The 13,223-nt window shown below is 65.8% G+C and carries 11 protein-coding genes; 7 read left to right on the forward strand and 4 right to left on the reverse strand.

The annotated features are described in order from the left end of the window. Window positions 1-47: 47 nt before the first annotated feature. Together putP and PT85_RS08455 are read right to left on the reverse strand one after the other, a co-directional pair. Window positions 48-1,538 carry a sodium/proline symporter PutP gene (gene putP / locus PT85_RS08450; protein WP_027589486.1) on the reverse strand — a complete coding sequence of 497 codons (1,491 nt, stop codon included), beginning with the start codon at window positions 1,536-1,538 and terminating at the stop codon, window positions 48-50. A 152-nt stretch (window positions 1,539-1,690) separates the two neighbouring features. Next, window positions 1,691-3,712 (reverse strand): TonB-dependent receptor, encoded by a 2,022-nt coding sequence (locus tag PT85_RS08455; protein WP_039606435.1) that lies wholly within the window; start codon window positions 3,710-3,712, stop codon window positions 1,691-1,693. A 168-nt stretch (window positions 3,713-3,880) separates the two neighbouring features. Between PT85_RS08455 and lon the strand changes: the two genes are divergently transcribed. From lon to PT85_RS08480, 5 genes are all read left to right on the forward strand, one after another. After that, window positions 3,881-6,253 (forward strand): endopeptidase La, encoded by a 2,373-nt coding sequence (gene lon / locus PT85_RS08460; RefSeq protein ID WP_039606436.1) that lies wholly within the window; start codon window positions 3,881-3,883, stop codon window positions 6,251-6,253. A 176-nt stretch (window positions 6,254-6,429) separates the two neighbouring features. Continuing rightward, window positions 6,430-7,488, forward strand: coding sequence for an acyltransferase family protein (locus PT85_RS08465; protein WP_039606437.1), 1,059 nt, complete (start codon window positions 6,430-6,432; stop codon window positions 7,486-7,488). Between the two features lie 75 nt (window positions 7,489-7,563). Continuing rightward, window positions 7,564-8,307, forward strand: coding sequence for a carboxy-S-adenosyl-L-methionine synthase CmoA (gene cmoA / locus PT85_RS08470; protein WP_027589482.1), 744 nt, complete (start codon window positions 7,564-7,566; stop codon window positions 8,305-8,307). Next, window positions 8,304-9,263 carry a tRNA 5-methoxyuridine(34)/uridine 5-oxyacetic acid(34) synthase CmoB gene (gene cmoB / locus PT85_RS08475; protein ID WP_039606438.1) on the forward strand — a complete coding sequence of 320 codons (960 nt, stop codon included), beginning with the start codon at window positions 8,304-8,306 and terminating at the stop codon, window positions 9,261-9,263. The genes cmoA and cmoB overlap by 4 nt, the downstream gene beginning before the upstream one ends. A gap of 134 nt (window positions 9,264-9,397) precedes the next feature. Further along, window positions 9,398-10,450, forward strand: a complete 1,053-nt coding sequence (locus PT85_RS08480) for a GGDEF domain-containing protein (protein ID WP_027589480.1) — start codon at window positions 9,398-9,400, stop codon at window positions 10,448-10,450. A gap of 6 nt (window positions 10,451-10,456) precedes the next feature. Here PT85_RS08480 and PT85_RS08485 read toward each other — a convergent pair whose 3' ends face one another. Together PT85_RS08485 and ygfZ are read right to left on the reverse strand one after the other, a co-directional pair. Continuing rightward, window positions 10,457-11,296 carry an HDOD domain-containing protein gene (locus PT85_RS08485; protein WP_027589479.1) on the reverse strand — a complete coding sequence of 280 codons (840 nt, stop codon included), beginning with the start codon at window positions 11,294-11,296 and terminating at the stop codon, window positions 10,457-10,459. A 17-nt stretch (window positions 11,297-11,313) separates the two neighbouring features. Then, on the reverse strand, window positions 11,314-12,255 hold the full coding sequence (ygfZ, locus tag PT85_RS08490; RefSeq protein ID WP_039606439.1) for a CAF17-like 4Fe-4S cluster assembly/insertion protein YgfZ: 942 nt from the start codon (window positions 12,253-12,255) through the stop codon (window positions 11,314-11,316). 170 nt (window positions 12,256-12,425) lie between these two features. On the opposite strand from ygfZ, the gene PT85_RS08495 reads away from it, so the two are divergent. Continuing rightward, window positions 12,426-12,680 (forward strand): FAD assembly factor SdhE, encoded by a 255-nt coding sequence (locus PT85_RS08495; protein WP_027589477.1) that lies wholly within the window; start codon window positions 12,426-12,428, stop codon window positions 12,678-12,680. Beyond that, entirely contained in the window at window positions 12,664-13,116 is a 453-nt protein-coding gene (locus PT85_RS08500; RefSeq protein WP_039606440.1) for a protein YgfX, read from the forward strand. Before PT85_RS08495 ends, PT85_RS08500 begins: the two co-directional genes overlap by 17 nt. Window positions 13,117-13,223: the final 107 nt, after the last annotated feature.

The following is a 13,223-nucleotide window of genomic DNA, read 5'->3' on the forward strand; positions in this document are numbered from 1 at the left end:
GCCAAGGGCCGGCGCCAGCCAGCCCTGTCACGCCGCGCCAGCGCCGCTCAGATATGCGCGTCCTGGTATTCCTTCTCGGCGACTTCGAAGCGCCGCTGGATGTCCGCTGCCGGCTCCTTGCCCATCAAGCTGACCACCCAGATGGTCAGGCTGGCGAGGATGAAGCCCGGAATGATTTCGTACAGTCCCAGGCCGATGAAGTTCTTCCACACCACCACGGTGACGGCACCCACGATCATGCCGGCCAGCGCACCATTACGGGTCATGCGCTTCCACAGCACCGAGATCAGCACCACCGGACCAAAAGCAGCGCCGAAGCCAGCCCAGGCGTAGGCCACCAGGCCGAGCACCTTGCTGTCCGGGTTGGAAGCGATACCGATGGCGATGAGCGCAATCAGCAGCACCATGCCGCGGCCGACCCAGACCAGCTCGCGTTCCGAAGCATGCTTGCGCAGGAAGGACTTGTAGAAGTCCTGGGTCAGCGCACTGGAGGACACCAGCAACTGGGCGCTGAGGGTACTCATCACCGCCGCCAGCACGCCGGACAGGATCACCCCGGCCACCCAGGGGTTGAAGAGGATCTTCACCAGCTCCATGAACACCCGCTCGCCGTTCTCGGTTACCGGACCGGCCTGTTCGGGATGACCGGCGAAATAGGCGATGCCAAGGAAGCCGACCGCCACGGCGCCGGCCAGGCAGAGGATCATCCAGGTCATGCCGATGCGCCGGGCGCGGGGAATGGCCTTCACCGAGCTGGCGGCCATGAAGCGCACCAGGATGTGCGGCTGGCCGAAATACCCGAGCCCCCAGCCCATCAGCGAAATGATGGCAATGAAGGACAGGCCGCGGAACATGTCGAAGTTGGACGGGTCCTGGGCGGCGATGGTGTCCATGGCCGTGCCCAGATCACCGAGGGCGAGAATGACGAACAGCGGCGTGATCAGCAGCGCCAGGATCATCAGCGACGCCTGCACGGTGTCGGTCCAGCTCACCGCCAGGAAGCCGCCGACGAACACATAGAGGATGGTGGCCGCGGCGCCGAGCCAGATGGCGTAGTGGTAAGGCACGCCGAAGGTGGTTTCGAACAGCCGCGCACCGGCCACCACGCCGGAGGCGCAGTAGATGGTGAAGAACACCAGGATGACCAGCGCCGAGAAGATGCGCAGCAGGCGGCTGGTGTCCTCGAAGCGGTGGGTGAAGTAGTCCGGCAGGGTCAGGGCGTTGTGGTTGTGCTCGGTGTGCACCCGCAGGCGCCCGGCAACGAACAGCCAGTTGAGCCAGGCACCGATGATCAGGCCGATGGCGATCCAGCTTTCCGACAGGCCGGCGACGAAGATGGCTCCCGGCAGGCCCATCAGCAGCCAGCCGCTCATGTCCGAGGCCCCGGCGGACAGGGCAGTCACGAAACTGCCCAGGCTGCGACCACCGAGGATGTAGTCGTTGAAGTTCTTCGTGGCGCGGTAGGCGATGAAGCCGATCAGCACCATCGCCAGGATGTACAGCACGAAGGTTATCCAGGTGGGGTTGTTCCAGGACATGGGCGTGTTCCTTTAGTTGTGCGGGCGAAAAGCTGCGAACCAGGGGCATCCGTTCGTCGGCTTTCCGAAAAAAGCCGCCATCCAAACAGAGAGTAGACCTCCCGGTAAAGCACTTCCGCCCGCCAACCGCCCTTTTACACCCCAGGTGTGGGTCAGAAGGTGAAACGCGTGCCCAGGGTCAGGTTGCGTCCCGGCAGCACCACTTCGTCCTTGATCAGCGAGCTGTGCTGACGCGCCTCCACATCCAACAGGTTGTCCGCCTTCAGGTAGACCAGCCAGTCACCCTCGCTGAGCGCGCCCTGCCAGGACAGCCCGGCGGCCAGCAGGTTGTAGCCGGCAGTTTCCGTTTCGAATTCAGCCAGGCGATCCTGCCGCTGCACGCGCTGGAAGGACAGGTCGCCGCTCACACCGTTACCCAGTGCCTGCTCCAGGCGCAGCCCCAGCCGGTCGGCCGGAATACGCGGCAGATCACCGCCGTCCTTGAGTCGGCCACGCACCCGATCGCCGAACAGGGTCAGGGCCGTGGCCTCGGTGAACTGGTGGCGAATCTCGCCTTCGAAGCCGGTCAACAGCGCATCCGCCTGGCGATATTCCACCTCACGGTAGCCGCCACCCGGATTGCGCCCCAGGTCGGCGGCATAGATGAAGTCAGCCACCTGGTTGTGGAACAGGCCGAGGCTGAAGGTGGTGGCTCCGGCGAACTTGCGCAGGGTGATTTCGGCGTTGCGCGCGGTTTCCTCTTCCAGCTGCGGGTTGCCTTTCTCGATGGTGCGGCTGGCGGCATGCGGGCCGTAGGCGTACAACTCCTCGGCACTGGGCAGGCGTTGCGAACGCGACAGCGAGACACCCAGCGAGTACTCGGGCGCGAAGGTCCATACCACGCCGGCAGACAGCGACACACCGCTGTGCTCGGTGTCCGGCGCGCCCGCGTCGGCGTCGATGTCCTGCCATTCATAGCGGCTGCCCAGTTCGTAGCGCCAGGCACCGGCGGTGTATTCCTCCAGGAGGAACAGCGCGTGGTTGCGGGTCAGGGTCTGCGGCATCGGATTCTCCGCGGTCCAGCGCTGGAAATCCCGGCGCGTGGTCTGCCCGCCGAGCACGCCGTGCCAGCCGAACAGCGGACGATGAGTCAGCTCCACGCGTGCCTCGCTGGCCTGGTTGTCGAAGATCGCGGCGGCTTCGCCCGCTTCCATTTCCGCGTGCCGGTAGTCGCTGTGGCCGACGCGCAGGCGCGCCAGCTCGAAGCCGGGCAGCGGATCGTTCAGCTCGCCGCGCAGGTCCCAGCGGTTCTGGCGGAGGGTGATATAGGGCACCGCTTCGTCTTCGTGCTCATGATCGTCATGGTCATGGTCATGGCCATGACCGTGGTCGCCGCAGTGCCAGTGGTCGCCATGCGGGTCGCACTCAACATGCTCGTGGGCCAGCAGGCCATAGCGGTTTTCCTGACGGCTGTATGCCAGGCCCAGATAGCCACGTGCGCCAATGAAGCTGCCGCCCAGGCTGTAGCTCTCGGTGTCGTTGTAGGCGCCCAGCTGCTTGTCGCTGGAGTCGGGCAGCTCGTAATCATCCGCCTGGCGCTTGACGCCCTCGACGCGCAAGGCGACGTTGCCCTGGCCAACCGTCAGGCCGAGCAGGCCGGCGCCCTCGTTGGCCACGCTGTTGGCGCGCAGCTCCACCTCCCCTTCATAACCGTTGGCCGGCACGTAGGTGGGGACCTTCTTGTCGATCAGGTTGACCACCCCGCCAATCGCGCCGCCGCCGTAGAGCAGCGTTGCGGGTCCCCTGAGCACCTCGATGCGCTCGGTGAGAAGCGGTTCGACACTGACGGCGTGGTCCTGGCTGAGGGTCGAGGCATCCAGCACATCCACGCCATCGCTCATGACCCTTACCCGCGCACCATCCAGGCCACGAATCTGCGGCCGCGAGGCGCCGGCGCCGAAGCCGCTGGCGCGCACGCCAGGCAGGCTGTCCAGGGTGTCGCCCAGGGTCGCCTCGCGGCGCAGCACCAGGGCATCGCCGTCGAGCACGGCGGCCGGCGTGGTCATCTGCTGTGCCGGTGTGTCCAGCGCGCTGGCGCGGATCAGGCTGCTGTCGAGTTCGATCGTCGCGCTCCAGGCGGCGGGCGCCAGGGTCAGACCGATAGCCAGGGTCAAGGGATGAAGCCTGCTGTGCATGTTGGTTTTCTCTCGCAGTACGTCGATTGCTCGACCCGCAGGTCGAGGAAGAGGCGCGGAATTAAACATGTTATATCGTAACATTTGCAATCCCATCGAATCGTCCGCCGGCTTGAAATGCGTGCACCGATGCCCATCTAACGTGAAAGATTGCTGCTCAGGTGTGCCATGAACGATCAGGACAACGCCCCGGAAAACGTCGAAACCGTCAGCGGCCAGCTGGCGCTGCCCGGCCAGAACCTGCCGGATACGCTGTACGTGATTCCCATCCACGGACGGCCATTCTTTCCGGCCCAGGTGCTGCCGGTGATCGTCAACGAAGACCCCTGGAGCGAGACGCTGCAACGGGTCGCCAACACCGAGCATCACTGTCTGGCGCTGTTCTTCGGGGAAGGCGACGGCAGCGAGTTCGACCTGAACGACTTGCCCGAGCACGGCACCGTGGTGCGCGTGCACCACGCCAGCCAGGAAGGCGGCAAGCTGCAGTTCGTCGCCCAGGGACTGACCCGCGTGCGCATCCGCGGCTGGCTGCGCCGGCGGCCGCCCTATCTGGTCGAGGTGGAATACCCGCAGAGCGCCAGCGACCCGCGCGACGAGGTCAAGGCCTACGGCATGGCGCTGATCAACGCCATCAAGGAACTGCTGCCGCTCAATCCGCTGTACAGCGAGGAGCTGAAGAACTACCTGAACCGCTTCAGTCCCAACGATCCCTCGCCGCTCACCGATTTCGCCGCCGCACTGACCACCGCCCCCGGCAAGGAGCTGCAGGAGGTGCTCGACTGCGTGCCGGTGCTCAAGCGCATGGAGAAGGTGCTGCCGCTGCTGCGCAAGGAGGTCGAGGTGGCGCGCCTGCAGAAGGAGCTGTCCGCCGAGGTGAACCGGCAGATCGGCGAGCGCCAGCGCGAATTCTTCCTCAAGGAACAGCTGAAGATCATCCAGCGCGAGCTGGGCATGACCAAGGACGACAAAAGCGCCGACGCCGACGACTTCCGCGCGCGCCTGCAGGGCAAGACGGTGCCGCCGGCGGCACAGAAGCGCATCGACGAGGAACTGAACAAGCTGTCGATCCTGGAAACCGGCTCGCCGGAGTATGCGGTAACCCGCAACTACCTGGACTGGGCCACCAGCATGCCATGGGGCGTCTACGGCACCGACAAGCTGGACCTCAAGCGCGCCCGCAAGGTGCTCGACAAGCACCATGCGGGCATGGACGACATCAAGCAGCGCATCATCGAATTCCTGGCCGTCGGCGCCTTCAAGGGCCAGATCGCCGGTTCCATCGTGCTGCTGGTCGGCCCGCCGGGGGTGGGCAAGACCAGCATCGGCAAGTCCATCGCCGAAACCCTCGGCCGGCCGTTCTACCGCTTCAGCGTCGGCGGCATGCGCGACGAGGCGGAGATCAAGGGCCATCGGCGCACCTACATCGGCGCCCTGCCCGGCAAGCTGGTGCAGGCGCTCAAGGAGGTCGAGGTGATGAACCCGGTGATCATGCTCGACGAGATCGACAAGCTGGGCGCCAGCCATCACGGCGACCCGGCCTCGGCGCTGCTGGAAACCCTCGATCCGGAGCAGAACGTCGAATTCCTCGATCACTACCTGGACCTGCGCCTGGACCTGTCCAAGGTGCTGTTCGTGTGCACGGCCAATACCCTGGATTCGATCCCCGGGCCGCTGCTGGACCGCATGGAGATCATCCGCCTGTCCGGCTACATCACCGAGGAAAAGCTCGCCATCGCCAAGCGCCACCTGTGGCCGCGCCTGCTGGAAAAAACCGGCGTGCCCAAGCATCGTCTGGCGATCAGCGATGCCGCGCTGCGCGCGGTGATCGAGGGTTATGCCCGCGAAGCCGGCGTGCGCCAGCTGGAGAAACAGCTGGGCAAGCTGGTGCGCAAGGCGGTGGTGCGCCTGCTGGAGGATCCCGAGCTGACCATCCGCATCAGCCCCAAGGATCTGGAGGACTCGCTCGGCACCCCGGTGTTCCGCCGCGAGCAGCGCCTGCAAGGCATCGGCATCATCACCGGGCTGGCCTGGACGAGCATGGGCGGCGCCACGCTGCCCATCGAGGCCACGCGCATCCATACCCTCAACCGCGGCTTCAAGCTCACCGGCAAGCTGGGCGAGGTGATGAAGGAGTCGGCGGAAATCGCCTACAGCTACATCAGCTCGCATTTGAAGCAGTACGGTGGCGACCCGACCTTCTTCGACCAGGCCTTCGTGCACCTGCACGTACCGGAGGGCGCGACGCCCAAGGACGGCCCCAGCGCCGGCATCAGCATGGCCAGCGCGCTGCTGTCCCTGGCGCGCAATCAGGCGCCGAAGAAGGGCGTGGCGATGACCGGCGAACTGACCCTGACCGGCCAGGTGCTGGCCATCGGCGGCGTGCGCGAGAAGGTCATCGCCGCGCGCCGGCAGAAGATCTTCGAACTCATCCTGCCGGAGGCCAACCGCGGCGAATTCGAGGAACTGCCGGATTACCTGCGCGAGGGACTGACCGTGCACTTCGCCCGTCAGTACGCGGACGTCGCCCGGGTGCTGTTCTGAGCGGCAGCACGCACGGCACATGTCGAACGGTTAGCACTTTGGTGCACAGCAACTACTGTTGAGGTGTTCAGCCGTTTACCGGCTGTGCTGGCTCGCCTGGATGCGCGAGCCAGAAACCCCAACGGTTCCGCTCCGCAGTCAGGCATCACGGGCCCCGTACGTAAAAGGACTTACCGATGCCTAGCACCCAACGTTTCAGTGCCCTGGACAGCTTTCGCGGCCTGGCGGCCCTGGCCATCGTCGTCTGCCACCTGCCGCTGCTACTGGCCGACGGCGAACCCGGGCAGTTTGTTGATAGCGCCGTGTATGTGCAGTTCTTCTTCGTTCTCAGCGGCTTCGTGCTCTTCCATGCCAATGGAGCGCGCCTGGGTACACCGGCCGCCTTCGGCCGCTTCCTGACCGCGCGGGGCTTTCGCATCCTGCCAGTGCACCTGTGCTTGCTGGGCCTGATCCTGCTGCTCGGTGACACCCGACCGGACGCAGAAAGCGCATCGGCGCTGCTGGCCAACCTCCTGCTGTTGCAGGCCTGGCTGCCCACGGCCGATGACCTGTCGCTCAACCCCGCAGCCTGGACCCTCAGCCTTGGCTTCTATTTCAGCCTGTTCTTCGGCCTGGCATTGCTGGCCCTGCCACGAGGCCGCAGCGCTGCGTTCCTTCTGCTGGCGGCTCTCGCCCTGGGGGGCCTGTTGAGTGGGTTTGACGACCTGCATGCCAGTCTGCTCCTGGGCGCCGTCGGGTTCTTCCTGGGGGCCATGTTATATCCGTTGCAGCAGAGCCTGCGTCTGCTGCCGCTCAGCCAGCGTGCCTTCACCATTCTGGAAGTCACCGTGCTCGCGCTGCTCGGGCTGATTCTGGACAGCAGCTACCTGTATCGGGAGCTGTACGCCACGCTGGTATTTGCGCTCCTGCTGCTGATCTTCACCTTCGAAGGCGGGCTGCTGTCGCGCCTGCTGCGCCATCGTCTGCCGCTCACACTCGGCCGCTGGGCCTTCGCCCTCTACCTGAGTCATCTGGTGCTGTTCATGGCGCTCGCCGAACTCCTGCCGCTACTGCCGCAGCCAGACGTGCCGTGGCGCGACCCGCTGCAGGCAACCGCTGCGGTACTGGTGGCGATCGCCCTGTCGGCACTGCTCCATCGCTACATCGAACGGCCCGGCATGGCCCTCGGCCAGCGTCTGCTGGCGCCTCGCTCGGGCACCGCACAGGCCGGCAACGCCTCCGAAGCCAGCGGCTGACGGCTCGGCGGTCTCGCAAAGCAGCCTGCACAAGCCCTAAAATGCGCGCCTTTCCAGCCAAAACCGTTAGCGCCGATGTCCCAGGAAGCCGACCGTCTCTTCGCCCAGCCGCTGGGCCAAGTGCCCGATTTCGTGTTCAACGAGGACGTGGCCCGGGTCTTCCCGGACATGATCAAGCGTTCCGTGCCGGGCTACCCCACCATTGTCGAGAACATCGGCGTGCTGGCCGGCCACTTCGCCCGGCCGGACAGCGTCCTGTACGACCTGGGCTGCTCACTGGGTGCCGTCACGCAAGCCCTGCGTCGCCATGTGAAGGCCGAACGCTGCCAGGTGATCGCGGTGGACAATTCGGCGGCCATGGTGGCGCGCTGTCGCGAATACCTGCAGGCCCAGGACGCCATGTTCCAGGAGCTGCTGCCGGTTGACGTGGTGGAAGCCGACATCCTGCAGCTCGACTACCAGCCCTGCTCGCTGGTGGCGATGAATTTCACCCTGCAGTTCGTCGCCACCGAACAACGCCCGGAACTGCTGGCGCGCATTCGCCGCGCGCTGCTGCCGGGGGGCGCGCTGATCCTCTCCGAGAAGCTGCGCTTCGAGGATGCCGCCGAGCAGGCGCTGCTCACCGACCTGCACCTGGACTTCAAGCGCGCCAATGGCTACAGCGAGCTGGAAATCGCCCAGAAACGCAGCGCCATCGAACACGTCATGAAGCCCGACAGCTTGCAGCAGCATCGCGAACGCTTGCTGGATGCCGGCTTTTCCCGGGTGGTGCCCTGGTTCCAGTGCCTCAACTTCGCCTCGCTGATTGCCCTGCCATGATCGATTTCAACCCGCTGATCCGCCGCCTGGCTGGCACTCCGCTGGCAGCCTGGGCAGACACGCTGCCGCAACAGTTCGCCGACAAGCTGGCGTGCGGCCACGGCGACCTGGCGCGCTGGCGCCAGGCGCTGTACGCCCTGCCGTCGCTGCACGCGGAAGCCATCGAGCTGCTGGAGCAGTTCCGGCTGGACGGCCCCTGTTCGGACGAGCAACGCGAGCACCTGCGCGGCGCACTGATGGGCCTGTCGCCCTGGCGCAAGGGTCCCTTCTCGCTGTTCGGCATCGAGCTGGACACCGAGTGGCGTTCGGACTGGAAGTGGGCGCGCGTCGCCCCGCACCTGGACCTGCGCGGCAAACGCGTACTGGATGTCGGCTGCGGCAACGGCTACTACATGTGGCGCATGCTGGGCGCCGGTGCCGATTCCGTCATCGGTATTGACCCCAACTGGCTGTTCTTCTGCCAGTTCCAGGCGATGGCCCGCTACCTGCCGGAGCGGCCCGCCTGGCATCTGCCCTTTGCCCTCGAAGAGCTGCCGCCCAGCCTGCAGGGCTTCGACAGCGTGTTCTCCATGGGCGTGCTCTACCATCGCCGCTCGCCCATCGACCACCTGCTGGCCCTGAAGGACTGTCTGGCGCCTGGCGGGGAACTGGTGCTGGAAACGCTGGTGATCGAGGGGGATGAGAACGCCGTTCTGGTCCCGGAAGACCGCTACGCGCAGATGCGCAACGTCTGGTTCCTGCCTTCGGTGCCGGCCCTGGCACGCTGGCTGCGCCGCGCCGGTTTCAGCGACGTGCGCTGCGTGGATGTCAGCCTGACTTCGGTCCAGGAACAGCGCCGCACCGACTGGATGCGCTTCCAGTCGCTGGCCGACTTCCTCGACCCGCAGGACCCGTCCCTCACCGTGGAAGGCCTGCCGGCGCCCCGGCGCGCCGTGCTGCTGGCTCGCAAACCCTGATCCGCCTGCCCCTGCAGTGAAATTTATGACCTGATTCGTCGCCCTTTTGGCCGAAACGATGGCAGACTGATATCGGGATTTGGGACATACTGCCCCGGCATGTCCCTGCAGAACAACGACAAGAAAAGACGGCCATGGACAGGATTCTTTCGCGTTTTTGGCGGCGCCTGCGCACCGACTTCCCGTTCGCCACCCTCAGCCTGATGGGGTTGTTCGGCATTCTGGGGGTCTCGCCCTTCATCATCTACCGCGCCCTGGAAGGCAATTACCTGATCGCCATCGCCGACACCCTCATGGTGCTGGCGACCGTCAGCGCCATTGTCTACGCCTGGGTGACCCACGACACGGCCAAGGCCGGCATCTTCCTGCTGTGCATCTTCACCCTGGTCGCGCTGCTGGTGGCGATTACCATCGGCCTCGACGCGGTGTTCTGGATCTACCCGCTGATCCTCGCCAACTTCTTCCTCGCCGAACCTCGCGTCGCCCTGGTCGCCACGCTGGCCCTGCTGATGACCCTGACAGGCTACTCCCTGCTGGAGCCGGGACTGCTGTTCGAGAACCCGCGGCAGCTGGCGTCCTTCCTGGTGACCAGCCTGATGGCCGGCGCCCTGACGTACATCTTCGCGTCGCGCTCCCGAACGCAGCGCGAGCAGCTGGAGACGCTGGCCATCCAGGACCCGCTGACCGGGGCGCGTAATCGCCGGGCCATGAACCAGGACCTGCAGCTGGCCAGCGCCCGCCAGAAGCGTCAGAAGCAGCCGCAGGCACTGATGGTCATGGATCTGGATCACTTCAAGCAGATCAACGACCGCTTCGGCCACCCGGCCGGTGATCAGGTGCTGGTGGACTTCGTGAGCCTGGTCAAGCGCTGCACGCGCAGTAGCGACATGCTTTACCGCTTCGGCGGAGAGGAATTCCTGCTGCTGCTGCCCGACACCGACCAGCAGGGATTGCAGCAGGCCGCCCAGAATCTGCAACGCCGCGTCCGCCAGCAACTGGTCGGCCCGGGTGGCACGGTGACGGTCTCCATCGGCGGCGCGCTGCTGCGCACCGACGAACACTGGAACAGCTGGCTGCAGCGGGCCGATAAGTGCCTCTACCAGGCCAAGGGCAGCGGCCGCGACTGCATCATCCTCGACTGCGAGCCGACGGGCACAGACAGCGTGGCCGCTGCGCCGCACGCCTGATGGCCATTACTGCTGCAGCATGCTCATGGCCGAGCGCAGGGCGCCATGCAGGTCCTGATCGGACTGGATGTCGGCCTTGGGGTTGAGGCCCAGTTTGGCGAAGGCGGGAATGCTGCCCCAGTCCAGCTGGGTGAGCGGATGGCGCGTGCCCAGGTGGCTTTGCAGGATGGCCACCTGCACGATGTCCACGTAGTCCACCGCCGGGGAATTGCGGGTGAAGTCCTGCATCTGTCCCGGCACCACGGCGAGAGCCTCGGGAAACTCCCAGGCGCGCAGAATGCGCTCGCCCAGCTGCGGGTGAATGCGCTCGATCACATGATCGAGGCTGGCCGTATCGGCCAGCAGCAGCTCATGCTCCTCGGCGTAGGTGAGGATCGGCAGGACGCCGATCTGGTGAACGAGGCCGGCCAACGTGGCCTGGTCCGGTTGCAGGCGGGTGAAGTGGCGGCACAGCACCTGGCTGATCGCGGCGATTTCGGTGCTCTTGACCCATACCTCCCGCAGCTTGGCATCCACCAGCTCATGGGTGGCCTGGAACATCTGCTCCATTGCCAGACCAATCGCCAGGCTGCAGGTGTAGTTGATGCCCAGCCGGTCAACGGCCGACTGCAGGTCGTTTATCTCCCGGTTGCCGCGCAGCAGCGGGCTGTTCACCACCTTGATCAGCCGCGCGCTCAGTGCGGCATCGTTGCTGATCACCCGGCTCAACGCATGGGTGCCGATGTTGGGATTCTCGGCGGCTTCGCGCACGCGGATGGCCACCTCCGGCAAGGTGGGCAGAATCAGCGCATCATCTTCGATGGCCTGGAGAAGTTCTTCCTGAATCCGATCGACCAGCTGGCTCATCTACTACTTACTCCATGTCAGCGTTGAATTTCCCGTTCGCTGTCCAGGCCATAGGGCAAGTCCAGCACCCGCAGACTCGGTCCCTGCGGATTCCCCAGGTGAAGGCGACCATCCTGCACGGCATCCTCCTGCAGAACGGCCAGCAACTCGACCTCCTCGGCGGACCGCGCAGCCAGTACCACTTCCCCGACACTGCTGCCATGCACCGGCGAGAACAACTCGACGCCAGGCACCGGCGGGGCTTCGGCCTGCACCGCCAGACGGTACATGCGTCGCTTCAGGCGTCCCAGGTACTGCATGCGGGCGACGATTTCCTGGCCGGTGTAGCAGCCCTTGCGAAAACTGACGCCATCCAGCGCCTGCAGATTGATCATCTGCGGAATGAACAGCTCGCGGGTGGCACCAAATACCTGGCCAACGCCGGCCCGTACCTGGGTCAGCAGCCAGTCGTTGAGCGGCGCCTCCGGCATCTGCTGCGCCAGGCTGGCCCGCACGGCGGCCGCACGTTCGGCCGGCGCCCACACCTCGAGGCGCCCAGCGGACAGGCGAATACCCAACAGTCCATCGGACTCGACCAGGGCGTTGGCCTCGGCGGGCACGTCAAGACCGAGCGAACCCAACGCGGCATCGCCATTGTAGAGGCCGAAACGCACCCACTGGGCGCTCTCGTCCGCCAGACGGGTGCCCCGCGAGAACACGGCGTACTTTTTCAGATCGGCCAGTTGCGCTTCGAGCAGCTCGCCGGCCAGGGCCAGCAGGAAGCCATCGCCCTGCGGCACGATGCGAAAGCTCGACTGCATGCGACCCTTGGGGGTGCAGCGCGCGCCCAGACTGGCGCGCCCGGTGAGGTACTTGATATTGCAGGTCAGCTGGCCCTGCAGGAACGTGCCGGCGTCCGTTCCGCGCACGGCGAACACCCCTTCGTGGGTCAAGGGGCTGAAGAATGCGGATTCGGCCATGAGGATGCCTGGGCTCAGTGTGGAAAAGGCAGATCATAGAGGGGCTGAGTGGTGCTTGTCAGCGGTTGCCATCTTCTCGCCGCATGGGCCGCCTGCGGACCTGGCGACCCGGCTCGCGACGAGACACGGCCAGACCCTATAATGCCGGCCTCTCTGCTAAGGAGCCTCGCATGGCCGACGATATCGAACTCAAGCGTCTTTTCTGGCACAGCCGTCGCGGCATGCTCGAGCTGGACGTGCTGCTGGTGCCCTTCGTTCAGGAGGTCTACCCGAACCTGGACCCGGAAGACCAGGCGCGCTACCGCCAACTGCTGGAATGCGAGGACCAGGACATGTTCGGCTGGTTCATGCAGCGCGGCGAGCCCGAGGACGCTGACCTGCGCCGCATCGTCAAGATGATCCTGGACCGTGTCCAGCCCAAGTGAGTCCTTCGAGTGCCATTGGCGGCCCTCGCGACTGCTGCTGGCGACCTACCTGCTGAGCCTGGCGCTGGCCCTGGCCGCCCTGCTGCTCGCCGCGCTGCCGGCCTGGGCGCAGCTCACCGGCGTGTTCCTGTGCGGCCTGCACGCCCTGTGGACCCTGCCGCGCCATCTGCTGCTGCGCTCACCGACCGCGGTTACCGCCCTGCGTCGCGACGCCAGCGGCTGGCATCTGTTCAGCACCGCCCACGGCTGGCAGGCGGTGCGCCTGCTGCCCGACAGCCTGGCACTGCCCTGGCTGATCGTGCTGCGCTACCGCCGCCCCGGCCGCGGGTTCAGCCAGGGCCTGTGCATTCCCCGTGACGCCCTGCCGTCCGACCAGCACCGACGTCTGCGCGTGCGGCTGAAATTCAGCCGCAACCGCTGGGCCGACCCGAGCTAGCCGCCCCCCCTCCTCCCAGTCACGCCGATCCCGAAGAAGGAACCGGCAGCCCCTGCCGCTGCCCACCAAGGTCTGGAAGCTCTCACCAGGGATTTCCTTCACCCGGA

Origin of the sequence: Pseudomonas flexibilis (assembly GCF_000806415.1) — a bacterium.
In the GTDB taxonomy this organism is placed as follows: Bacteria; Pseudomonadota; Gammaproteobacteria; order Pseudomonadales; family Pseudomonadaceae; genus Serpens; species Serpens flexibilis.